General features: G+C 38.7%; 23 protein-coding genes, 1 pseudogene and 1 other annotated feature. Of the genes and pseudogenes, 20 read left to right on the top strand and 4 right to left on the bottom strand.

Annotated elements, in window-relative coordinates; genetic code table 11:
- Nucleotides 1–381 precede the first annotated feature (381 nt).
- Both E1I69_RS19645 and tyrS read left to right on the top strand, forming a co-directional pair.
- Nucleotides 382–804 (top strand): GreA/GreB family elongation factor, encoded by a 423-nt coding sequence (locus tag E1I69_RS19645; protein WP_136381263.1) that lies wholly within the window; start codon nt 382–384, stop codon nt 802–804.
- A gap of 107 nt (nt 805–911) precedes the next feature.
- Nucleotides 912–1131: a binding site (T-box leader), on the top strand.
- 522 nt (nt 1132–1653) lie between these two features.
- Complete coding sequence (gene tyrS / locus E1I69_RS19650; RefSeq protein ID WP_136381264.1) at nt 1654–2898, top strand: tyrosine--tRNA ligase; 1245 nt, start codon at nt 1654–1656, stop codon at nt 2896–2898.
- Nucleotides 2899–2939: 41 nt separating this feature from the next.
- On the opposite strand, the gene E1I69_RS19655 is transcribed toward tyrS, so the two are convergent.
- Together E1I69_RS19655 and E1I69_RS19660 are read right to left on the bottom strand one after the other, a co-directional pair.
- The gene (locus E1I69_RS19655; protein ID WP_136381265.1) at nt 2940–3755 is read right to left on the bottom strand and encodes a CAP domain-containing protein; all 816 of its coding nucleotides are present in this window, start codon (nt 3753–3755) and stop codon (nt 2940–2942) included.
- A gap of 173 nt (nt 3756–3928) precedes the next feature.
- A complete protein-coding gene (locus E1I69_RS19660; protein WP_136381266.1) occupies nt 3929–4444 on the bottom strand; it encodes a DUF3231 family protein in 516 nt (171 codons plus the stop codon).
- 166 nt (nt 4445–4610) lie between these two features.
- Between E1I69_RS19660 and kynB the strand changes: the two genes are divergently transcribed.
- From kynB to E1I69_RS19690, 6 genes are all read left to right on the top strand, one after another.
- On the top strand, nt 4611–5231 hold the full coding sequence (gene kynB, locus E1I69_RS19665) for an arylformamidase (RefSeq protein ID WP_136381267.1): 621 nt from the start codon (nt 4611–4613) through the stop codon (nt 5229–5231).
- Between the two features lie 519 nt (nt 5232–5750).
- On the top strand, nt 5751–7196 hold the full coding sequence (gene nagE, locus E1I69_RS19670; protein WP_136381268.1) for an N-acetylglucosamine-specific PTS transporter subunit IIBC: 1446 nt from the start codon (nt 5751–5753) through the stop codon (nt 7194–7196).
- A 172-nt stretch (nt 7197–7368) separates the two neighbouring features.
- The gene (gene nagA, locus E1I69_RS19675) at nt 7369–8538 is read left to right on the top strand and encodes an N-acetylglucosamine-6-phosphate deacetylase (RefSeq protein ID WP_136381269.1); all 1170 of its coding nucleotides are present in this window, start codon (nt 7369–7371) and stop codon (nt 8536–8538) included.
- Between the two features lie 2 nt (nt 8539–8540).
- Nucleotides 8541–9335, top strand: coding sequence for a glucosamine-6-phosphate deaminase (gene nagB, locus E1I69_RS19680; RefSeq protein ID WP_136381270.1), 795 nt, complete (start codon nt 8541–8543; stop codon nt 9333–9335).
- Nucleotides 9292–10014 carry a GntR family transcriptional regulator gene (locus E1I69_RS19685; protein ID WP_136381271.1) on the top strand — a complete coding sequence of 241 codons (723 nt, stop codon included), beginning with the start codon at nt 9292–9294 and terminating at the stop codon, nt 10012–10014. Before nagB ends, E1I69_RS19685 begins: the two co-directional genes overlap by 44 nt.
- A 14-nt stretch (nt 10015–10028) precedes the next feature.
- Nucleotides 10029–10946, top strand: coding sequence for a haloacid dehalogenase-like hydrolase (locus tag E1I69_RS19690; protein WP_136381272.1), 918 nt, complete (start codon nt 10029–10031; stop codon nt 10944–10946).
- Between the two features lie 21 nt (nt 10947–10967).
- Here E1I69_RS19690 and E1I69_RS19695 read toward each other — a convergent pair whose 3' ends face one another.
- Nucleotides 10968–11405, bottom strand: a complete 438-nt coding sequence (locus tag E1I69_RS19695; RefSeq protein WP_242634649.1) for a VanZ family protein — start codon at nt 11403–11405, stop codon at nt 10968–10970.
- Between the two features lie 142 nt (nt 11406–11547).
- Between E1I69_RS19695 and E1I69_RS19700 the strand changes: the two genes are divergently transcribed.
- The 10 genes and pseudogenes from E1I69_RS19700 (at nt 11548) to E1I69_RS19740 (ending at nt 21735) form a co-directional block, all read left to right on the top strand.
- Nucleotides 11548–11946, top strand: a complete 399-nt coding sequence (locus E1I69_RS19700; RefSeq protein ID WP_136381273.1) for a rhodanese-like domain-containing protein — start codon at nt 11548–11550, stop codon at nt 11944–11946.
- Between the two features lie 162 nt (nt 11947–12108).
- Nucleotides 12109–12195 (top strand): annotated as a pseudogene (locus E1I69_RS25525) (MerR family transcriptional regulator); the annotation flags it as partial.
- Between the two features lie 9 nt (nt 12196–12204).
- Nucleotides 12205–12468 (top strand): hypothetical protein, encoded by a 264-nt coding sequence (locus E1I69_RS19705; RefSeq protein WP_242634650.1) that lies wholly within the window; start codon nt 12205–12207, stop codon nt 12466–12468.
- Nucleotides 12469–12645: 177 nt separating this feature from the next.
- Nucleotides 12646–13968, top strand: a complete 1323-nt coding sequence (locus tag E1I69_RS19710; protein WP_242634651.1) for a hemolysin family protein — start codon at nt 12646–12648, stop codon at nt 13966–13968.
- Nucleotides 13969–14314: 346 nt separating this feature from the next.
- Nucleotides 14315–15400, top strand: coding sequence for a D-alanine--D-alanine ligase (locus E1I69_RS19715; RefSeq protein ID WP_136381276.1), 1086 nt, complete (start codon nt 14315–14317; stop codon nt 15398–15400).
- A gap of 61 nt (nt 15401–15461) precedes the next feature.
- Complete coding sequence (locus E1I69_RS19720; protein ID WP_136381277.1) at nt 15462–16835, top strand: UDP-N-acetylmuramoyl-tripeptide--D-alanyl-D-alanine ligase; 1374 nt, start codon at nt 15462–15464, stop codon at nt 16833–16835.
- Nucleotides 16836–17093: 258 nt separating this feature from the next.
- Entirely contained in the window at nt 17094–17801 is a 708-nt protein-coding gene (locus E1I69_RS19725; protein ID WP_136381278.1) for an alpha/beta hydrolase, read from the top strand.
- Nucleotides 17802–18224: 423 nt separating this feature from the next.
- Nucleotides 18225–19682: a DEAD/DEAH box helicase gene (locus tag E1I69_RS19730; RefSeq protein ID WP_431731894.1), complete on the top strand. Its 1458-nt coding sequence runs from the start codon at nt 18225–18227 to the stop codon at nt 19680–19682.
- Between the two features lie 123 nt (nt 19683–19805).
- Nucleotides 19806–20285 (top strand): PH domain-containing protein, encoded by a 480-nt coding sequence (locus E1I69_RS19735; protein ID WP_136381280.1) that lies wholly within the window; start codon nt 19806–19808, stop codon nt 20283–20285.
- Entirely contained in the window at nt 20275–21735 is a 1461-nt protein-coding gene (locus E1I69_RS19740; protein ID WP_136381281.1) for a PH domain-containing protein, read from the top strand. The genes E1I69_RS19735 and E1I69_RS19740 overlap by 11 nt, the downstream gene beginning before the upstream one ends.
- Nucleotides 21736–21772: 37 nt before the next feature.
- Here E1I69_RS19740 and E1I69_RS19745 read toward each other — a convergent pair whose 3' ends face one another.
- A complete protein-coding gene (locus tag E1I69_RS19745; RefSeq protein WP_136381282.1) occupies nt 21773–22492 on the bottom strand; it encodes a rhomboid family intramembrane serine protease in 720 nt (239 codons plus the stop codon).
- 522 nt (nt 22493–23014) lie between these two features.
- Here E1I69_RS19745 and acpS point away from each other — a divergent pair.
- Both acpS and E1I69_RS19755 read left to right on the top strand, forming a co-directional pair.
- On the top strand, nt 23015–23374 hold the full coding sequence (gene acpS / locus E1I69_RS19750; protein WP_136381283.1) for a holo-ACP synthase: 360 nt from the start codon (nt 23015–23017) through the stop codon (nt 23372–23374).
- Between the two features lie 253 nt (nt 23375–23627).
- On the top strand, nt 23628–24644 hold the full coding sequence (locus tag E1I69_RS19755; RefSeq protein WP_136381284.1) for a LolA family protein: 1017 nt from the start codon (nt 23628–23630) through the stop codon (nt 24642–24644).
- The last annotated feature ends 257 nt before the right edge of the window (nt 24645–24901 follow it).

The following is a 24901-nucleotide window of genomic DNA, read 5'->3' on the forward strand; positions in this document are numbered from 1 at the left end:
AAATGATATACCGCAAACCGGATAATCGGTATATCACTCAACCGTAAAACGATAAATGATATACCGCAAACGGGATAATCGATATATCACTCAACCGCAAAACGATAAATGATATACCGCAAACAGCATAATCGGTATATCACCTAACCGTAAAACGATAAATGATATACCACAAACAGTTAAATTTTGTCGAATCAACAGTTTACGAGATAGCTAGATTTTGTTGGTATAACTATGATATAATTGGAAATGTATGGTAGGCCTTTCTCGGTTTGAGGGAGGTCTACATTTTTATATTCAAAAATAGGAAGGGGAAATAAAAAATGAAGGTATCAATGAAGTTTTACAAGGTGTTTGATCCTAGCAAGGAGGATATCTACTATGAGCCATAAAAATTACTTTAAGGAGCAGCTCCAATATATCGACACGAATTTTCAGGAATTAAAAAGTCTCTATTTATCCTCCACACCACTTAAAGAAAGAGACAATAACTTCTTTAATTCCTATATTCATGAACTTGAAAGCTTCTTGGAAAATGAAGTGATTGGACCGATATCTAAGGTTTTTATTGGAACAAAGGTAACTGTCATGTTTGATGGTGATGACGATACCGAGGATTACTATATATGTTTGCCGAAACAATCAGATCCGGATGCAGGATGTATCTCATTTTTATCACCAGTGGGAAGGCAATTATTGCTGCGAAATGTGGATGATAATGTATTACTCAATACACCAGCAGGCAGCCTGCCAGTAACAATAAAGAGCATAACATTTGCTGAAAATTTAATTTTACAGCGATAGTAGTTAAAGCGCTTACAACCCACTTCTGTTTTTATGTCGAAAAAAGGAAGTGGATTTTTACTTGTTAATTATGGAACGATTCGATACAATAGCCATTATAAATAAATAATTAAGTGATGATAGGAATCAGTAGCAACTTATCTCCCTGTTGCAGAGAGCCGGTGGTTGGTGAAAACCGGAACAAAGATAATTGCGAATTACCTCCTTGAGCTTTCTTTGTGAACACGAGTCGGAAATTAGCAAAGAACGGACGAACCGTTATTCGAATGAAGCGGAAGATCGATATCTTCAAACAAGGGTGGTACCGCGTGCAACCACGTCCCTTTTTTAGGGGCGTGGTTTTTTATGTTTTTTTGGGGAGAGGAAGTGTCTTAAGGACAAAAGCGGGTTAAGTACAGACTGAAATGTCTCTGATGAGTTATCTCAGAGACACAAGCGAGACGAACACAGGAAGAAGTGTCTTTGAGAGGCAGTCTCGCGGACAAAAGCGGGTTAATCGCAACCTGAAATGTCTCTGATGGGTTATCTCAGAGACACAAGCGAGACGAACACAGGAAGAAGTGTCTTTGAGAGGCAGTCTCGCGGACAAAAGCGGGTTAATCGCAACCTGAAATGTCTCTGATGGGTTATTTCGGAGACAAAAGCGAGATGAACATAGGAAGAAGTGTCTTTGAGAGGCAGTCTCGCGGACAAAAGCAGGTTGGGCGCAGACATAAATGTCTCTGTTTAGTTGTCTCAAAGACGAAAGTCCATCAATGCTATAAGAAATGTACCTGACCGATATTTCCTAAATCCAAAATCCTTATAAGAAAGACACTTTTAAAAATCACACACTAGGAGGAAAACCAAATGGAGAACTTTATCGAACAATTAACAGATGAACAAAAAATAGAACTAGAAAGACAGTTTGCCATCTATTCGAATGGGGTACAGGAAATAGTCCCTGCACATGAACTAAAACAAAAAATCGCCAAATCGATTGTGACCAACCAACCGCTAAAGGTAAAACTGGGTCTTGATCCATCTGCGCCAGATGTACACTTAGGACATACCGTGGTGTTAAACAAATTAAAACAATTCCAAGAAAACGGGCATATCGTCCAGCTTCTAATCGGTGATTTTACAGGGAAAATCGGAGACCCAACCGGTAAATCCGTTGCACGTAAACAACTGACAGATGAAGAAGTGAAGCATAATGCCAAAACATACTTTGAGCAGTTTGGAAAAGTCTTAGACATGGAGAAGGTGGAGCTGCATTACAATTCGAAGTGGCTATCAACTTTAAATTTCGAGGACATTATCAACTTGGCGGCAAGTATTACAGTTGCGCGTTTGCTGGAGAGAAATGATTTCTCGGAACGTTTAGCGACTGGAAAGCCTATTTCACTTCATGAATTTTTCTATCCACTTATGCAAGGCTATGATTCTGTTGCACTCGAAAGTGATATTGAATTAGGTGGAAATGACCAGCACTTTAACGTGTTAATGGGAAGGCATTTACAAGAACATTTTGGTAAAGAAAAGCAAGTTGTTATTCTTCTTCCATTATTAGAGGGACTCGATGGTGTTGAAAAAATGTCGAAGTCAAAAGGGAACTACATTGGTGTTGATGAGGCACCAAATGACATGTACGGAAAAACAATGTCCATCCAGGATGAAATGATGGCAAAATACTTTGATTTAGTAACGGACTTATCTCTTGATGAAAAGAATGAAATCAAAGCAAACATCGAAAATGGTACGCTTCACCCACGTGATGCAAAAATGCTTCTTGGAAGAACGATTGTGAGAATGTACCATGATGAAGAAGCGGCTCAGCAAGCTGAAAATCATTTTAAAACAGTCTTTCAAAAAGGAGTAATTCCAGAAGACATTCCAGAAGTCACTTGGTCAGGAGCAAACTCAATCTCCATTATTGATTTACTTGTTCAATTGGATTTACAAAAGTCCAAAGGGGAAGCGCGAAAAATGATTCAAAACGGTGGCGTCAAATTAAATGGCGAAAAAGTAGAGGATATTCATTTGGATGTGGAAATAACAGAAGACATGATTGTTCAAGTCGGAAAACGTAAATTTGTAAAAATTAAGAAGTAAAGGAAACAGGGGCGACATTTTATCATGTCTGCCCCATTTTTTTATTTTCCAATAAACATTTGTGACCAGTAGTTGCCGCTTGTTTGGTGACCAACTCCAATATGCGTGAAGTTTGGATTCAGGATATTCTTACGATGTCCTTCACTGTTCATCCAAGCGTTTACAACAGCTTCAGGAGATGTTTGACCTTTGGCGATGTTTTCACCAGCCGTCTTGTACGAAACCCCAAAATCCCTCATCATATCGAACGGAGATCCATAAGTAGGACTCGTATGGGAAAAATAATTTTTTTGCTGCATGTCATTTGCTTTTGTCTTTGCGACTTTGCTTAATGCTGTATCCGTCTGAAGGGCAGGTAAACCGTTTTTCTTACGCTGGGCATTTGTAAGGTCAATTACCTGTCTTTCAAAATTACTAACTCCCCCTGTTGCTGGTGCTGGAGCAGGAGCAGCAGGCTGTTCAGTCGCAGGCTGACGATTTTGTTCAACAGGAGGTGTTTGCCCCGTTGGGTTTGGTGCCGGAGCAATATTATTTGGGCCACTTCTAAATTGATTGTTCCCATTAGGAACTACATTCGTGCCGTTTGGAGTTCCTACTACGATCTTTTTGTTAATAAAACGAAAATATTTTTGTTCACCATGTGTGTTCTGAACACTAGTTGTATGTGGATACTTATCGCTTGAAGTTGTCGTGCGATAAGGACGGTCTTGTTTTATGATATAGCCGTTATTCACATTTTCTACGTTTGCTGAGCGGTTCGTGTCAGTATCATCTGCCGCGTTGTTGTTATTACAGGCAGATAATAAAAGCATCGCAGACCCCAGAATCGCTATACCTGTTTTTGTAAATCTTTGCAATCTAAATTCCTCCTTTGCATGATTCGATTTACTTTTCTATTTTGCTACTTCTTTTAAGAAAGTATGGATGGTAATTAAAGAGAGAGGCAGACAGAACGTTATGACGAATGAAAAATGATAAAATTGCCATAGAAAAAGGCAGCTCCGTATCGGAACTGCCTTTCAAGGAATCTTTAGCATCCCTCAGCTTTATTGATATGAAGTGGAGGAGGAACAAGCCACCCTTTTTCTTTGTTTAAACGTAGCATTCTGGCACCAAACTGGGCTTTCTTCATATGGAATTGCCCATACATTACAGCAATATCCTCACGAATGGATTGGCCAATGAGCGTACTACATGCAACTAAACCTGCAGCAATATCGGCGGACACCTTAGCTGCAATTTCAGGGTCTAGAAAACGAGCACCTGGAGGGATGTTCTCAAGGCATGCATTAGGTCGTTCTGGAGGCGCAGGAGGTAACCCTATTCCATTTTCTTTTAACAATGTTTCCACTTCTTCAATTTCAAGTTTTAGTCCATTTTCAATGATGTCTTCTAAAAGTTTCTTTAAATCGTCATCGCCTGTATGATTAAGTAACGTTTGGTAAGCAGACACCATACCTTTTGCGGCTAATAAGTGAGACCATACACCAAAAACTTCACCATAATGCATTGGTTCTTCCTTTGGATTTCCACTTAATATTCCCATAATAAACCTCCTTAAGGGTTGCTTTTTTATACATATCACCTTCTTTTTGAGATGACATTTCTAGAATCTCCGTAAGATATCGTTTTATGTTAAGAATAAAATGACAGATTTGTTTGACCAAATCGTATACTTAATAGGGGACAAAATATAGGTAGAGGTGAATAATATGAAAATCATTGATATTTCACAGCCATTAAGTCATGCAACAAAAGAATGGCCGAATGACACGCCGTTTGAATACAAACTATCTTGGTCCATGAAGGAAGCTTCGACAGTTAATGTAGGAAAAATCACAACAAGCACCCATATTGGTACACATATTGATGCACCTTTCCATTTTGATAATAATGGAAAAAAAGTGCATGAACTAGAACTTGACGTATATGTGGGGAAAGCACGAGTAATTGAGGTAACGGGAAAAAATGAGATTGGAATGGAGGACCTTAACAGATTTGATTTAAAGGGTGTGAGACGATTATTAATCCGCACAAATTCTTGGGAAAATCGAAGCCAATTTCCGACAACGATTACAAGCTTAAAACCTGAGATAGCCGCATTTTTAGCAGAAAAAGGGATTCAGTTAATAGGGGTGGACACGCCATCTGTTGATCAGGTGGATAGCAAAGATTTACAAGCCCATCATCAACTACATAGGCATGGCATATATATTCTTGAGGGGATTGTTTTAGATGATGTGGAACCAGGTGATTACGAGTTAATTGCGCTCCCCCTACCAATTGAAGGGGCGGATGGGAGTCCAGTACGTGCCGTACTAAAAAACATATAGGGGAAACACAGTAAAATCCATTGTTACGAAACAATGGATTTTTTTAACCTTTAGGAAAGGAGGGAGTTGTTATTAAGAAGCAAATGGTATGAGATCATTCTGATTTACAAGTTCTACCTTAAAGAGAAATTCCATTTGTTTAATTTCATACATTCCATTTTCATAAACATATAGAACTTCGTACAAATCTCATTATTATAAACAACCTTATCGCCTTGTTTCATGGAATACCTCCTAATCAATTGCTTATCCCTAGTGTAATATAATGAAATCCCATCATCTATACGCCTTTAGTAATATTGTAGTAGATAAAAATGCTGATTTTTTGTCATAAATACCTTAAAACTGGTATAGACAACTAAACCCCCCGGTGTTAAAATGAGTTGCGGTAAGTATTCCGCCTATTTTTTGGTTACACTAACGTGTAAGCGTTGCCTATATTGCATTCATGATTTTATTTTTGAAGTTAGAGGACCAAAGAATAGAAGGAAACTACAAAATAAAGGAGGAATTATCATCATGATGAAGTATCTTCAAAAACTCGGTCGTTCATTGATGTTACCTGTTGCGGTATTACCAGCAGCGGCGATTTTAATGGGTATCGGGTATTGGATTGACCCATCAGGCTGGGGCGGCGGAAGCCCAATCGCAGCTTTCTTAATAAAAGCAGGAGGAGCCATTATTGACAATATGTCAATTCTATTTGCGGTTGGTGTCGCTTTAGGAATGTCGAAAGATAAAGATGGATCTGCAGCATTAGCTGGTTTGGTTGGATACCTAACTGTGACAACTTTACTTGCAACAAACACAGTAGCAATGCTTCAAGGGGTCGACCCAACTGAAGTAAATGCAGCGTTTGGAAAAATCGAAAACCAATTTATAGGTATTATTTCTGGTATTATCGCTTCGGTCATGTATAATCGCTTCAGTGAGGTACAATTACCAGATGCATTGGCTTTCTTTAGCGGAAAAAGACTTGTTCCAATTATGACATCTGTAGCAATGCTAGTTGCATCTTTAGTGCTATTATTTGTATGGCCAGTTATCTATTCAGGATTAGTAGCATTCGGTAAAGGTATTATTGACTTAGGTGCAGTGGGTGCTGGTTTATATGGATTCTTTAATAGGTTATTGATTCCAACTGGTCTTCACCACGCATTAAACTCTGTTTTCTGGTTTGATGTAGCGGGTATTAATGATATCAATAATTTCTTGAGTGGTTCAGGTGAAAAAGGGATTACTGGTAGATACCAAGCTGGTTTCTTCCCAGTGATGATGTTTGGTTTACCAGCAGCAGCACTTGCGATGTATCACACAGCTAAAACAGCAAGAAAGAAACAAGCTGCATCTTTATTAATGGCAGCGGCTTTCGCAGCGTTTTTCACAGGTGTAACAGAGCCACTTGAATTTGCGTTCATGTTCTTAGCTCCAGCATTATATGTTGTACACGCAGCCTTAACTGGTATTTCATTATTTATTGCAGCAACGTTCCATTGGACTGCTGGATTTGCGTTTAGTGCTGGTTTTGTTGACTTTTTCTTAAGTTTACGAAATCCTATCGCAAATCAACCTTGGATGTTGTTAGTACAAGGACTTGTAATCGGGGTCATTTATTATGTTCTATTCCGATTCTTAATCGTTAAGTTTAATCTTAAAACACCTGGTCGTGAAGATGAGGAAGTTGTCGAAACAACTACTCAAGCAGACGGAAAGACAAAATTCGCAGCTATGGCGGCTCAAATTTATGAGGGCCTAGGCGGAGACGAGAACGTAACATCAGTTGATAATTGTGTAACACGTTTACGTTTAGAAGTAAAAGATATGGATAAAGTCGATCAGCAAAAAATTAAAGCAACGGGAGTTCCTGGAATCAACGTTGTTGGTAAAAATAGCATTCAAGTTATTGTAGGAACAAACGTACAATTCGTTGCAGACGAAGTTCATAAAATTCGTAAAGAGAAATAAAAATGAGGGGACTGTTCCACATAGGGACAGTCCTTCTTTATTTAATAAGAATACAATAATTTTATGATAAGAAGGGAAAAGTATAGAAAAATAACAAATGATATAGTGGTATAGACAACTAGTTGAGATTAACGATATACTTAACGTAAGAAACATAAAAGGAGTCCTTGATATGTATATAACAAATCTGACTATATATTCCGAAGATGGTATCCTTGAAAAAGGTTTTATTGAAATGGATGGAGAAAAGATTAAGAGGGTTGGCCCCATGGCTGATTTCCAAGCAAGCGATAAAGACGAGGTCATTACCTTTGATGATTCGTATTCACTCATTCCAGGCATGATTGATTTACATATACACGGGGCTGGCGGTGCCGATGTGATGGACGCAACCCCAGATGCATTAGAAACAATGACAAATCTGCTACCAAAGGAAGGTACGACAAGCTTTCTTGCGACTACAATGACAAAGACAAAAGACGATATTGAAGCCGCAATTGCAAATATTGCTGATTTTATGCCAAATCAAGATCTTGGGGCTGCAGAAATTTTAGGTGCACATTTAGAAGGGCCGTTTTTATCCCCGAAAAGAGCAGGAGCACAGCATCCTGATAATATCATTAACCCAGATGTAGAGCTGTTTAAAAAATGGCAATCCTTATCAGGTGACAACATTCGCCTTGTGACATTAGCACCAGAAGAACCAGGAGGACTTGAGTTAACGTCCTATTTGAAAAACACAGGAGTTGTTGCCTCTATTGGGCACTCAGATGCGGTGTATGATGAAGTTGAAGCGGCGATAGAGGCTGGGGTTACCCATGCTACACATTTATTTAATGGCATGCGTGGCATTCATCATCGGGAGCCAGGTGTAGCAGGTGCTGTACTTTTACACGATGAAGTTAAATGCGAAATGATTGTCGATGGTATTCATATCGCTCCTAAAATGGTGAAGTTTGCTTATAAGAATAAAGGGAGTGAAGGTTCCATTCTTGTAACCGACGCAATGCGAGCTAAATGTCTTGGTGCAGGAATGTATGACTTAGGTGGTCAAGAAGTAATTGTAAATGAGGAAAGAGCGGTATTAAAAGATGGAACCTTGGCGGGAAGTATTTTAAAATTAAATGATGCAGTTCGAAACATGATGAAATTCGCTGATTGCTCTCTTCAGGACATAACCGTCATGACAGCTGTTAACCCAGCAAAGCAAATCAATGTCTTTGACCGAAAAGGAAGCATTAAGGCTGGTAAAGACGCAGATATTGTCATAGTAAATGAACAATTAGAGGTGATCATGACATTTTGTCGTGGTAAACTTGCGTATTCAAAGAGGGAGGGATAATGATGAAGGTTGTAGCAGTAAGGAATTTTGAAGAAATGAGCCAATTGGCAGCAGCTATGATTTCACATCAAGTAAAAGAAAAACCAAACTCGGTACTAGGTCTTGCGACTGGTGGTACGGTAGTGGGAACATATAAGGAGTTAATTAAGGACCACGAGCAAAATAAGACGTCCTATGAAAACATTCATACCGTTAATCTGGATGAATATTTAGGGATCGATAGGAACCATCCAAATAGTTATTATCATTTCATGATGGAAAACCTTTTTTCACATATCAATATTAATCAAGAAAATACCCATATTCCAAACGGGTTGGCAACTAATTATGAAGAGGAAAGCCAAAAGTATGAACAGGTCATTTCGGATTTAGGTGGAGTCGACCTTCAATTACTAGGTATTGGCGTAAATGGACATATTGGCTTTAACGAGCCTGGTACACCTTTCGATTCTGCAACTCATGTGGTCGAGCTCGAAGAATCAACAAGACAAGCGAATAAACGTTTTTTCAATAGCATCGAAGAAGTTCCAACACATGCGGTTACAATGGGGATTGCTACCATTATGAAAAGTAACAAAATCCTATTGCTTGTATCAGGAAAAACAAAGGCTGAGATCCTTGAAAAAGTAATCAATGAGGGCATCACTGAAACGATTCCGGCTACTGTATTAAAGAATCATCCTGACGTTACGATTATTGCAGATGAAGAGGCACTTTCATTAGTGGATGATGAAAAAAAGAGGGAATTTGACCGTGATAAAGAAGAGTTCACCCGTACCTATTTACTTTCAAATTGAACAGCGAATTCGCGAAAAAATTGAAAAAAAAGAGCTGAATCCAGGTGAGATGATCCCTTCTGAAAGAGAATTTGCCGAAAAGTTTCAAATTAGTCGAATGACCGTCAGACAGGCCATCAATAATCTCGTCAATGAAGGTTATTTACAACGGGTACGAGGAAAAGGGACTTTTGTGACTGTCAAAAAATTCGAAAAGAATACCCAGAGATTAACAAGCTTCTCAGAGGACATGCGCTCAAGAGGACTCGAACCAGGTACAGAGGTTCTTAGCTTTTGCAGTATAGAAGCAGACTCTTTAATCGCCTCACAACTTATGATAGACAAAGGAGCCGAGGTTTACCAAATTGAACGATTGCGACTTGCGGACCAGCAGCCGATTGCCTTTGAAGTTTTTTATATGTCACAAAACCTTGTGCCGGGTCTAACCAGGGAAGTCGCTGAACATTCCATATTTAAATATGTCGAGGAAATGGGACTACATATTGTGTCTGGAGTTCAGGAACTGGAAGCAACAACTGCCCACAAACGCGAGGCTTCTGCGTTAGGGATCAAGGTAGGAGCGCCCGTCCTGTATATCCAACAAATTTCTTACCTTGAGGACCAGCAACCCCTTGAGTTTGTTAAATCCTATTACCGAGCCGACAGATATAAATATAAGGTAGAAATGATTCGAACATAATAGGAGGTTTCATCATGAAACGACTTTTAGATTGTACAGCCTCAGATTTCAGAAAAATGAACGGACAAGATCTCAAACAATCCATTAAGGCTTCAGAGGGAAGGGTTATTTTATCCGAAGTAATTGGTTCCTTTCAGCCTATCTATCCGGCCGTAACAAATGCGGAAATGGCGTCAGCATTTGGTGCCGATCTCTTGATTTTTAATTATTTTGATGTGTTTTCGCCTTTTGTTGAAGGCTATGAAGCCGGAGAAGGTGAATCTATTGTTGAAAAGCTAAAAGAGCTTACCGGCAGACCAATTGGCTTAAATTTAGAACCTGTTGACCCAAACGCACAGCAGCTTGAAAAATTAAGTCAACTTCCCAAAGGACGTTTGGCGACAGAAGAATCTCTACGTGAAGCGAAAAAACTAGGCTTTGATTTTGTTTGTTTAACTGGAAACCCGAAAACGGGTGTTACAAATAATGAAATTGTCGTCGCGATTAAGAAGGCACGTGAAGTATTCGGTAGTGAAGGTCTTATTATTGCGGGAAAAATGCATGGTGCGGGAGTTGCCAATGAATCTGGAAGTGGAATCATTTCCGATACAGCACTAGAAAGCTTTGTGGATGCAGGGGCAGATGTGATTTTAATGCCTGCACCTGGAACCGTTCCGGGAATCACGCTTGAAGCAACGGAAAAAAATGTCCGTTTTGTTCATTCCAAAGGGGCTTTGGTGATGCTAACAATTGGTACAAGCCAAGAAGGTGCCGATGAAGCAACCATTCGGCAAATTGCGTTAACAAGTAAAATGGCAGGTGCCGACATCTATCATATTGGGGATGCTGGTTTTCATGGCATCGCAATCCCTGAAAACATTATGACGTATTCAATCGCGATTCGTGGAAAACGCCATACATATGTACGAATGGCAGCATCCGTCAATCGATAAAAGGAGATGAGGTATTGGACCTCATCTCCTATTTTTACGTCGCCTAAAGAGCCTCAATAAAATAAAGCCAATCACAGCCCCTACTGTATTCAAAATAATATCATCCACATCAAAGCTTCCTAGTTTGCTAAAAAGCTGAAGAATTTCAAGAGAAAAAATGCCTATGATAAAAGCAAAAAGAAATAAAAAGAAATTTGAAAGCTTTGGGAAGAGAATCGGAAGCACAATCCCAAATGGTACAAAAACGCCAATATTTCCTGCGATATTAATGATCCAGATGTGAAAAGGAAAATGATCATAATACGTAAAATAATTTTTAATCGTAGAAAAAGGCATTAGGTTATACCGGAATTCTCCGCCCTTTGTCCGGAAATATGCAAAAAACATCCAATAGATAAGAAATAGTGAATAAGTGATAAACACCGTACCAGCAAAAAAACGTTTTAAAGCCTGCCCCAATTTTTTGAATTCTCCAATCCCTATAACATTTTTCTAGTCTACTCTACCGCAAATAGGAGGCATTGTCACATGAGATTTTTCGTTTCCTCCATATATCGATTATAATAGGGAAATAACGTGTGTGAAAAGGGATGTTGAAAAAATGGATACAATTACGTGGTTACAAATTGGATTAGGGGTTATCTTTGTTATTTTAATTTACGATTCCTTTCGTCCTGTAAAAAACCTCGAACACTTATCGGAAGCAGATTTTAAAGAGAAAATGAAAAAGCCAAAAGAGATTACGCTTATCGATGTGCGTAACCCTTATGAATACCAAACAAACCATATTAAAGGGGCCGTTAATTTTCCGTTATCTAAAATTAAACGAAACAAGGTAGAAATCCCCACAGATAAGGACATTATCTTATATTGTCAAACAGGGATACGAAGCAAACAGGCTGCAAAAGTGTTAAGAAGAAGGCATAAGGATTTACCACTATCCCACTTGAAGGGTGGCCTCTATAGTCTAAAAACACAGGTTACGCCTGGACAAAAGTAAAAGTAAAATAAACAAACCGTACAGAAAAAACCAACACGTTTGACTGTACGGTTTGTTTTACATATAATAGAAGAATAGAAGTCTGATAGAAGGGGTGATGTCGTTGGGAAGTTATACCGTATTGGAGAATTAGCAAAAGAAGCAAATGTATCAAAGCGTACAATCGATTATTACACACAGCTGGGTATTTTAACTCCTGAACGATCTGACTCAAACTATCGGTTCTATAGTGATGAGGCTGTAGAAACTCTTCATCTCGTGGCACAGTATAAGGAGTTAAACATCCCTTTACTTGAAATCAAGGAAAAGGTAGAGCTTTTCCACACAAGTCGTGTGGAGCAAGAAAAGGTCTTGAAGTACACACAGGCTCTTTCGAAACGAATGGAGTATTTAGAAACAGAACTAAAAGAAATGAAGCCCATGCTTGATTCTCTCTCAGAAGAGCAACAAAAATCTGTATTGAGTAAGATGTCCACACAAAGCGTGACACTCGCAAAATTACTCATGGTTCTGTTCACGTGAATGTAAACTATGAAACTTACAGAATAAAAATTCATTCTTAAAGAATAAAAAATCATTGTCATAAATACTTTGTATAAACAACATTTATGTAATACGAAAAACTTACCTATTTAGGAGGTGTAATCCTTACTCGCCTCTCGCGTGTAAGGAAACTATTTGGAGATATTTAATTTGGTCATGGTTGCAATTTTGATTGCGTTAACTGCCTTTTTTGTGGCATCGGAGTTTGCGATTGTAAAGATAAGAAGTACTCGGATCGATCAACTCGTACAAGAAGGGAACAGGAGCGCAATTGCTGCTAAGACTGTCATCTCAAACCTGGATGAATACCTGTCTGCATGTCAGTTAGGTATTACAGTAACAGCTTTAGGACTTGGTTTTCTTGGAGAAACAACAGTGGAGGCTATACTTCATCCAATATTCGGTATGTTAAACATACCAACTTCATTTTCAAGTGTATTATCAATTGCTTTAGCGTTCCTGATCATTACGTTTCTACATGTAGTAGTCGGGGAGCTTGCACCAAAAACAATCGCAATTCAAAAAGCAGAAAGAATTACCCTATTCTTTGCTAGACCATTAATCTTTTTCTATAGATTGATGTATCCATTCATTTGGGTATTGAACGGTTCTGCGCGCTTGTTAACTGGAATATTCGGCTTTAAGCGAATTTCAGAACACGACATTGCCCATACAGAAGAAGAATTGCGTCTGATTTTATCTGAAAGCTTTAAAAGTGGTGAAATTAACCAGTCTGAATATAAATATGTAAATAACATCTTTGAATTTGATGATCGTGTGGCAAAGGAAGTCATGGTACCTCGTACTGAAATTATTGCCCTTGATAAGGAAAAATCAGTTCAAGAGATTTTAGAGATTATGACAAGTGAGAAGTATACGCGTTACCCAGTCGTTGATGGCGATAAGGACCATATTATCGGTCTGGTTAACCTAAAGGAACTGCTTACGGATGTGGTAACAGGCAAGGGTGCAAATGGAAAAACAATTGAGGATTATACGAGACCCATTATTCATGTGATTGAATCAATCCCTATCCAGGAATTATTAGCAAAAATGCAAAGAGAACGCGTCCACATGGCGATCTTAATTGATGAATATGGTGGTACCTCAGGATTGGTGACGGTTGAGGATATAATTGAAGAAATCGTTGGGGAAATCCGCGATGAATTTGATACAGATGAAAAACCGGCCATCCAAAAAATTAACGATACGACTACCATCTTAGATGGGAAGGTTTTAATCGGGGAAGTCAACGACTTATTCGGTTTGAAAATTGATGATACAGATGTGGATACGATTAGTGGCTGGATTTTAACAGAACAAATTGACATCCACCCTGGTGATAAAGTTCCATATGGAGACTATGAATTTAGAATCATTGAAATGGACGGTCACCATATCAAATCACTTGAAATCAAAAAAATCATCCAACAAGAACATATCTACACCATTGGCCAAAGCGCCAGTGCACTAGAATAATCATAGAAAAGCCTTGACGGTTCCACCGTTGAGGCTTTTTTGGTGACTAAAAAATTGGTAACGCGCAATTGTTGCTGTTTAAAGCGCAATTATTTAAAATAAGACGCAATTCGCCCCTAGGAACGCGCAATTATCTTAAATAACGCGCAATTATGGATTGTTAAAACGCAATTACCTGTTTTAGTTTAGACATACTACCATTTCTACTTGGAAAATTAGCTACAAGCCTAGACAGACACTTTTCTAGACATATGTAATAAATTATAGAAATGTTATGTATTTGTTATATAATATAGACGCGTTAATGTTAAAATAAAGGGTATATTGATTTTTTAGGAGGAAGCTTATGAAAGTCAAACTAGGCTTGCTATACGGAGGGAAATCAGCTGAGCATAAGGTTTCCTTACAAACCGCATTAGCTGTAATCAAAGCGTTAGATCACTCAAAATATGATATTCATCCCATTTATATAACGGAAGAAGGCGAATGGATTCGCGGAAGCCAATTAACTGGCCCTGTCGATGACGTAAAGAAACTAATTCTAAAAGAAGCCGGAACTCCAATGTCACCTGTTTCTTTAAATGCTGAGCTTTTCCCAGCACAAAAAGCCAATCAAGATGAAACCATTGATGTGGTGTTTCCATTATTACATGGACCAAACGGTGAGGATGGAACCGTTCAAGGACTGCTTGAGCTAGTAAACATTCCGTATGTCGGGAACGGTGTACTTGCTTCGTCTGCAGGTATGGATAAAGTTATTATGAAAAATATCTTCGGCCAAGCCGGGCTACTTCAAGCAAAATATGTTTCCTATATTCGAAGTGAATGGAAGAAAAAGCCGGAAGAAGCTTATTCGAAGGTTGAAGAAGAAATAGGATATCCCTGCTTTGTAAAGCCTGCTAACCTTGGTTCAAGTGTTGGTATTAGCAAAGCGACAAACCGTGAAAGTCTTGAAAAAGCGTTCGAGGAAGCATTTGTGTTTGACCGAAAAATCATCATTGAAGAGGCAATTATTGGTCGTGAAATCGAAATTGGAGTCCTTGGAAATGACGATCCAAGCTGTTCAGTTGTTGGTGAAATCGTACCGAAGAAGGACTTCTATGATTATAAAGCAAAATATGAAGATGGTGATACAGCACTTATAATTCCGGCCGATATTACAGATGAAGAATACGAAGCCGTCAAAACAGAGGCGATTAAGGCATTCAAAGCCCTTGATTGCTCAGGATTGGTAAGAGCCGATTTCTTCTTAACAAAAGAGGGAAAAGTCATCATTAATGAAGTTAACACAATGCCTGGATTTACACCATTTAGTATGTTCCCGTTACTATGGCAAGAGGCGGGAGTGAGCTATCCAGAGCTTATTGAAAAATTAGTAGAACTTGCAATCGAGCGTCACACTGAAAAACAGACGATCAAATACACGATTTAAACAACTAGAAACACTATTCTTTCATCTGAATAGTGTTTCTTTATGAAAAGGGGAGTACCTCGTGATAAAAAAGATTTTAGCCCAAATTGAACAGATGGCAAAAGGAGAAAAACTTGACCCGCAACACCAGAATGTCGTGATTGAAGGTGTATCCATTGATACAAGAACCATCTCACCAGGAAATTTGTACATACCCATCATCGGTGAGACCTTTAATGGCCATCAATTTGTAAATGCAGCCATTGAAAATGGGGCAGCAGCTGTGCTATGGGGAAGTGATCAGCCAAATCCGCCACAGCAAATCCCAGTTATCTTTGTAAAGGACACGTTAGAAGCTCTTCAAACCCTCGCAAAAAGCTATCGTGATGAGCTTACAATGAAAGTGGTAGGGATTACAGGAAGTAATGGGAAAACAACTACAAAAGACATGGTTACAGCGGTATTATCAACTTCCATGCGTGTTCAAAAAACAGAAGGTAATCTGAACAACCAGATCGGTATGCCTTTAACGATTTTACGACTTAAAGAAGATACAGAGGTTGCAGTGCTTGAAATGGGGATGAGTGCTTTCGGTGAAATCGAATTCCTTACTCGACTAGCACGCCCTGATGTTGCGGTGATTACGAATATTGGCGAATCACATATGATGGAACTTGGCTCCCGTGAAGGAATCGCAAAGGCCAAGCTTGAAATCGTTGCAGGATTATCAAAAGAAGGCTTGCTCATTTACCAAGGGGACGAACCTCTTTTAAAAGAGCGAGTTAAATCAATGGATATTGTAACAACAACTTTTGGTGATTCACAGCAAAATGATCTATATCCACTTGAAATTAAACAGGAAAACGAGGGAACCTATTTTTCGATTAATGAACAGGAGAAGACGGAGTTTTACGTGCCAGTCCTCGGAAAGCATAATGTGAACAATGCGATGGCAGCGATTGCTGTGGCACGTCATTTCGGTTTATCCTGGGATAAAATTGAAAGTGGATTAAAACAAATTAAAATTACGAATATGAGACTTGAATTAATTGAAGGTATCAATGGAACGAAATTAATTAATGATGCCTATAATGCAAGCCCGTTATCGATGAAGGCTGCGATTAGCTTAGTCCATGACTTACAAACAACAGGAAAAAAAATCGTCGTGTTAGGTGATATGCTTGAGCTAGGAGAAAATGAAATTGAATATCACAAAGAAGTGGGTCGATTCATTCAGCCTGACAAGGTTGACTATGTATTGACTTATGGCAGGTTAGGTGAACATATTGCAAGTGGTGCAAGGGATCAGTTCGCTCAAGACCGAGTATTTGCATATCAAGACAAAGAACAACTCATTGTAGCCTTACGTAAGTATTTATCAGAAGGGGACATCGTTTTGGTCAAAGGATCAAGAGGGATGAAGCTTGAAGAAGTCATCCTCGCCTTCAAAAAATAAGAAAAAGCTCGGTGCAAATTACCGAGCTTTTTTCTAGTTAATAAATGGAAGTATAAGTAAAATAGTAAGTAAGATTCCTAAGGAGTATGAGAATAGTTCTTTCATAAAGTCTGATTTTTCATTGAATAGCTTGTCCATTTTAAAACCTCCTAAAATTGCTTCTTACTTATTAGTACGTTTGAAAGCAGAAAATGTTACAAAAACATTACAATTATTTCAAAAATATTTTATTTTATGATGGAAAGGTGGTCTTATTTCATGATTGGATGTTTGTTCATACATGGCTTTACAGGGGCTCCATATGAAATTGAGCCCCTTGCAAGGTATATCCGCGATTCAACCGATTGGGTCGTCCGTACTCCAACCTTACCCGGGCATGGCGAGACCTTATATTTAAAAGGAACCCATTACTCCGAATGGATTGAATATGCTGAAAAGGTGCTTATCGATCTCCTACAATCATGCGACAAGGTTTTTATCATTGGCTTTTCTATGGGGGGACTTATAGCGGGGTATTTAGCAACACGATATCCCATTCAAAAGCTCGTTTTACTTAGTGCGGCGGCTTACTATATCAATCCAAAGCAGCTAGTAGCCGATATTAAAATCATGCTTCGCGATGGTTTGAACAAAACTCTTCATAAAAATGAACTTTATTTGCGCTATAAAAAGAAAATTGTGGATACACCTTTATCGGCAACAATTGAATTTCGAAAGCTAGTACGGAAAATCAGACCAGAACTTCACCATATCAAAGTTCCGACTTTAATTGTCCAAGGAGAATGCGATGGGATTGTGCCGTTAAAAAGTGCGAATTACCTCTATCAAGTCATCTCATCAACGGAAAAAAAACTCCTTTTATTGCCATGTGCAAAGCATCATGTTTGTTATGGGGAGGACCAGGATAAACTATTTAAAGAGGTGGATACTTTCTTGCATGAATCAACAAAAGAATATATATACTAATCATTGGAAGTTTCACTTTATTGCATTTCTAATGGGGTAGTGGTAAGATTACAACTACAGTGTTAAAAAGGGCATTGCTCGTTAACCCATTAGTGGCGCCCTTTTATTAACTTTTTGGACGTGAACCCTAAGGGCATTACTTCCGTTACAATCACGGAGAATGTCCTTTTTTTAAGCAGAATTTGATTCTGGTCTATTATAAATACTAGGCAGATGCCTACCTACAGTTGCATATCTCATCATGTGTAGGTTTTGCGATCATAATACAATCTTCATTTGTATCCAATCTTAAACGAGGCGAAAGCCCAGTGTCTATACAGATTTCCCGTCTAAAAGTCAATTTTGTCATTGTACAAATAGATTAGCAAAAGGAGTATGAAAAAATTGGCAGCATTTAACGAACTAGGGATTAGTCAGGATTTAATGAAATCGATTAGTAAAATGGGGTTTGAAGAAGCAACTCCCATTCAATCACAAACGATTCCATTAGCATTAGAAGGGCATGATGTAATTGGTCAAGCTCAAACAGGAACAGGAAAAACAGCCGCATTTGGAATTCCTCTTATTGAAAATGTCGATGTAAAAGACGAGAACATTCAAGGAATTGTCATTGCACCAACTCGTGAGCTTGCAATTCAAGTATCAGAAGAACTTCATAAAATCGGTCACTTTAACCGTGTCCGTATTTTACCGATCTACGGTGGACAGGATATCACTCGCCAAATCCGTTCACTAAAAAAACACCCACATATCATTGTTGGTACGCCAGGTCGTGTAATTGACCACATTAACCGTAAAACTCTTAAGCTTCAAAATGTTAAAACAGTGGTACTTGATGAAGCAGATGAAATGTTAAACATGGGCTTTATTGAAGATATTGAGGCAATCTTAAAAGGCGTTCCCGAAGAACGACAAACATTGCTTTTCTCTGCAACAATGCCTGGTCCGATCCAACGCATAGCAGAGCGTTTCATGAAAGATCCGAAAGTTGTAAAAGTAAAAACAAAAGAAATGACCGTACCGAATATTCAACAGTACTACTTGGAAGTACAAGAAAAGAAAAAGTTTGATGTGTTAACTCGTCTTTTAGATATTCAATCACCAGAATTGGCGATTATTTTTGGTCGTACGAAGCGTCGTGTTGATGAACTTTCAGAAGCATTAACTTTAAGAGGCTATGCTGCAGAGGGGATACATGGTGACCTAAGTCAGGCAAAACGAATATCCGTCTTACGTAAATTTAAAGAAGGATCTATCGAAGTATTAGTAGCGACAGACGTAGCAGCACGTGGTCTAGACATTTCCGGTGTTACACATGTGTATAACTTTGATATTCCTCAGGACCCAGAAAGCTATGTTCACCGTATTGGACGTACAGGTCGTGCAGGTAAAACAGGTATGGCTATGACTTTCGTTACACCACGTGAAATTGGTCAACTTAAAAATGTTGAAAACACAACAAAACGTAAAATGGACAAAATGAAGCCACCAACATTAGATGAGGCTTTAGAAGGTCAGCAAAAAATCACGATGGAAAAAATCGTGTCGATGATTGAGTCTAATAATTTATCGTATTATACTCGTATCGCTGAAGAGCTTTTAGAGGAGCATGATTCAGTTTCAGTTGTTGCAGCTGCGATTAAGTTAATGACAAAAGAGCCAGATGCAACACCAGTTAGACTCACTGAAGAAGCGCCTGTTCGTGTGAAGAGAGATAATAGAGATAACAACAACCGTGGCGGACGTGACCGCGGACGATACAAAGGTGGAAATCGTGATCGTGGACGTGGAAATGGTGGACGTCAAGGCTCAGGTGGAAACCGTTATTCTTCAAGTGGCGGTAATAATCGACGCGGCAACTTCCGTAAAAACGAAAATTAATAGCAAAAACAGTGCACACACGGTATGTGCGCTGTTTTTTTATGTGTAATTATTCGACAAAATCATTTATACTGAGAAGGTTGATATGAAAAATATTCCAACGGGAGAAAGGTTGGTTGGATAATGAGAGATATCCCAAAAAACCGGATAAGTGAACGTGCCTTAACTGTATGGAAAACTTCTGCAATTATTACTTCGGTGATTGGTTGGATTGCAACAATTGCGGTTTTAGTCCTTACCATTATTTTCGATTGGACGTTTTGGATTTTTACAATCTTGCTGATTCTGTCATTACTCGAATCAATTTTAACCATTTTTATCTTGCCAAAGCTCAAATGGAAGCGATGGAGATATGAGGTACACGAACATGAAATTGACCTTCAACGTGGAGTGTTAATTGTCAAAAGGACGATTATCCCGATGAACCGTGTCCAACACGTAGATACACAACAGGGGCCATTGCTTCGCAAACATCATTTAGCAACCGTTACGATTTCAACTGCGGCAACGGTTCATGAAATACCTGCGCTTGATTTAGAAGAAGCGGACCAATTACGTGATTCCATCTCAAGATTAGCGAGGGTGGACGAAGATGATATTTGAGCCACGTCGAATGCACCCGGTTGCCGGCTTTTTAACCTTTTTAAAGCAACTAAAAGAATTGATTCTTCCGCTGATTTTTCTTTTTTTTGTTGGACCCGGGGATGAATTTGAGAAGTATTATTTACTAGGTGCATGTGTTTTCATTTTTTTAATGTTAGTATTCGGAATTTTTCATTGGTATCGTTACACGTACAGGGTTGAAAATGGGGAACTACGAATTGAATATGGTGTGTTTATTCGTAAAAAGCGGTTTATTCCAATTGAGCGAATTCAAACGATTGATGTTTCTGCAGGAATCATTCAACGGATGTTTGGATTGGTGAAGCTACAGGTGGAAACAGCGGGTGGTGGTATGCAGGCTGAAGCCGTTTTAACCGCCATTAAAGAAGATGAGGCCAATCAATTACGTGAAATCTTATCTCGTTCAAAAACTCATCAGGAAGACGAAATCGAAACGCAGCATACGAGGGTTACCTACCAAATTACATCAAAAGAGTTACTTGTTCTAGCATCTACCTCAGGTGGAATTGGAATTGTGATCTCTGGTGTACTGGCATTTTTGAGCCAGTTTGCTGAATATTTACCATTTGAAAAATTATATAATACAATCGAAAAATATGTCAGTCTATCCATATTAATTTATATCATTGTCTTAATTGCATTGTTCTTGTTGATCGCGTGGTTTGTCGGTATTTTAATCATGACATTGCGCTACGCCAATTTTACTGTTGTAAAACGGGAAGATGAACTGTTTATAACAAGAGGATTGATTGAAAAAAAGCAGACAACCATTCCGTTAACGCGAATTCAGGCTATTCGCATTGGTGAGAATTTAATTAGACAGCCCTTTGGGTATGCAACGGTCTATATTGAAAGCGCGGGTGGCTCGCTTAATAAAGGAGAAGACTTTTCAACAGTCCTTTTTCCTTTAGTCAAAAAATCCGCTATCAATGATTTATTACAGCATTTTGTCCCGGATTACCAGATGCAAGCTGTTGAAAACTTTGTGCCACCGAAGGCGAAGTGGAGATATATGTTTAGAGGAATGCTCTTTTTTATCCTATTCGTACCAGCAATTGTTACTCTGTCCTATGTCTTCAGTGCATGGGGCTACCTGGGTCTACTCCTTTTACCAATAGGGGCAATCTTAGGCTATAGCCGCTATAAAGTAGCGGGCTGGAGTATTGTTGATGATCAGTTAACCCTGCAATTTCGCTTTCTTAGTAAAATTACTGTTCTTCATCATAAAAGGCGAATTCAATCGATGGACAAGAAACAATCGTTTTTACAAAGGAAAAAAGAACTTGGTTCAGTTCGAACCTTTATTAAATCGGCAGTGACAGGCAAGGGGTTCGAGGTTAAGGATTTGAATGAACCAGATTGTTGGGCTATTTGGGATTGGTACACCAAACGCAACAAAGTTATTACAGAAGATATAACGGTAGAATAAAAAGAGGAGCTAAAGTCACTTTAGCTCCTTGTTACTTTTACAGGAAAATCCCAAGAATCACTAAGATAATAATAATCAGCCATAATAGATGTTTTATTGAAAAATGCCTTGGAATCCTCATACGTGGCCGATATGAGGTATCACCAGCCATAATAATCTGGGGCTGTCCGGAGGTTTTCGGTAAAACAAGGGGTGCAACGATAGCCCCAGCTATAAAACCAAAGATATGGGCGACAATATTCACATTTGAATTAATAAAGGTCATGACGAGGCCAATCACTAAAATGGTGATGATTAGCTGTGAGTTCATGTGATTGATTAAGTCTTTGCGGAACACAACCATATATAAGTAAATCCCAAACAACCCGAAAATGGCACCAGATGAACCGACATGGGCAAATTCCAATGGTTCAATGTAGAATGTTGCAAGATTTGCAAGAATCCCAGTTAAAAGATAGGCAATGACGAATTTGCCTTTACCCAACATATTTTCTAACGCTGGTCCAAACAAGACCAGTGAGAACGAATTGAATAACATATGCCCAAACCCACTATGTACAAAAATCGGCGTAACAAGTCTCCAATACTCTCCCTCGGAAATCAAGAAGTTAAACCCAATCATATGCTGCAAAAGTGTCGTCCCAAATGGAAGGGACAAAAAGATGAGTAGCCAAAGAAGGATATGAATCGCGATTATTATTGATATAATAGGATATAATCGTAAAAATTGACGAAAGCTTTCAGTCCGTATAAACATTTTAATTCTCCTTTTAACTTTATTCAGTATTAGACTCCACTTTATAATATGGTTTGCTAAATGCAACAAGAAACAATTCAGTACAGGATTTATCCCTGACTGAAATTAAGGAACTCAGACTAAGATCGTCACATCCTGTGACAACGTCTGAGTGACCCACCTCGTGTGGGCCTTTAGCCTCCGGCGGATGCCACGATTTTTTAAAGGGAATTTTTCAGCATTAACTGGCACTAAGCCCTCGCTGAGGGCAAATGCCAGTAAAAGCCTGATTGGTTCAACTATCAATCTGAGGATAAAGCTTCCACAGATTGAAGTTTCACTGTATCTCGCCGTAAGTTCAAAGACTAACAGCGCCACATCCTGTGGCAACGTCTTTGTGACCCACATCACGTGGGCCTAAAAAAATCGGGCGCAAATACGTCAAGGCGTATTTGATTTTCATTTTCATCGTACTATATTCTATAAAGAGTTTGTACCATCTTATGATTGAAAGTTTTTATATAGAAGAGAGGAATTTATGAAATGATTATTGGTACAGGTATCGATATTGTCGAGCTTGAACGTATTAAAAAGATTTTACATAGACAAAAAAAGTTTGTAGATCGTATTTTAACCGACGGGGAAAAAGAAAAATTTTTTCGTTTATCAGAGTCCCGTCAAATTGAGTTTCTTGCTGGACGTTTTGCGGTCAAGGAAGCCTATTCAAAGGCAGTTGGAACCGGGATTGGTGAGAATGTAAGCTTCTTAGATATTGAGGTTTTATCAGATACGAATGGTAAGCCAGTCCTTACCAAGCCCATGAATCATAAGGCACATTTATCTATTACTCACAGTAAAGAGTATGCCGTTGCACAAGTAATTTTAGAAAGCTTGTCAAGCTAGTCTGCATATTACACAACTTTGCCTCATATATTTTTATTGCGGTAGGTGAGACAAGGTATACGAGTATGGTGAACAGTGTGATTTTTTCTTAGGTTTACACGTAACAGTACGTAAACTAAAAATGGAGTTTAGAAAAACTCACTTAAAAATTTTGGGGGTCCTAATAAGCACGGAAATGATTCCTACCTGTTCATCTAGTAGTAGACTTTGTCTCAACCAATAGTCGATAAGAGGCAAAGGGGTTGAAGGAGAAATGAAGAAAAAAGTATTTTTGTTGTTATTAGGGCTACTCATTGCCCTTGTACTTGCGGCATGTGGGGAAAAATCACAGGAAGATGTGGTTAGCGCACTAGATGAAAAGGTGCAAAAGATGACTGGCTATAAAGCAGATGCAAAGATGACGCTTCAAACAGGCAATGATCCACAGGTGTACGAAGTGGAAATTTGGCACAAGGATCCAACTTTTTATCGTGTAAACCTAAAAAATGCAGAAAAAGATCAAAGCCAAATGATTTTACGTAATGAAGAGGGTGTGTTCGTATTAACACCTGCTCTTAATAAGAGCTTCCGCTTTCAAAGTGAATGGCCAGAAAACAGCAGCCAGGCCTATTTATTTGAGTCCTTGGTGCATGATGTGAAGGAAGACCCTGAGGCGAAATTTACGGCTACAAAGGATCAATATGTCTTCGAAACAAAAACAAACTATAAAAATAATAATATGCTGCCAAAACAAGAAATTACCTTCAGCAAGAAGGACTTAAAACCTGTTTCAGTAAAGGTTATGGATCCGGATCGTAAAGTCCTATTACTTGTAGAATTTACGAAAGTGGAATTTGATGCAAGCTTTGATAAATCAGCATTTGATGTAGATAAGAATATGTCTTCTGCTACTTTAGATGAAATCCCAGTTATGGGAGAAGTTAATAAACAGCCACTTGAAGTTCTTTATCCATCAGAGGACGCACTTGCTGGTGTGGAATTAAAAGAAGAAAAGAAAATAGAAACTGAAAATGGGACACGAGTCATCATGACATTCGGTGGAGAGAAAACCTTCACATTGATACAGGAAAGAGCACGTGTTGCAGAAGTTGCTACAACGATTTCGTTAAGTGGTGAACCTGTTGACCTTGGATTCACAGTGGGTACCCTTACAGATAAATCTATTTCCTGGACATACAATGGTGCTGAATTCATGATTGCTTCCGATGATTTAACTCAAGAAGAGTTAATCTCCGTCGCACGTACAGTACAAAGCAAGTCAGTAAAATAAATATTTGACCACAGGTCCGAATGATCGGGCCTGTTTTTTATTTTTAAATATCGACAAATTACAAGGTTGTTTATTTCGCAAATCGAAGGATGTTGTCGGATGAGGTAGAGAGAACGTAGAATTTAACGAACGAAAAAAGTTCTATATATTGAATTTCTACAAATTTCTTTAGAAGATTCTGTTACATTATCTAAGCAAGGATTGTCCACAGTCTTGAAGGGGGTTGGAGTTGCTCGAAAATAAAAGTAAAAATGTAC

Origin of the sequence: Bacillus timonensis (genome assembly GCF_004799755.1) — a bacterium.
Taxonomy (GTDB): Bacteria; Bacillota; Bacilli; order Bacillales; family Bacillaceae_L; genus Ferdinandcohnia; species Ferdinandcohnia timonensis_A.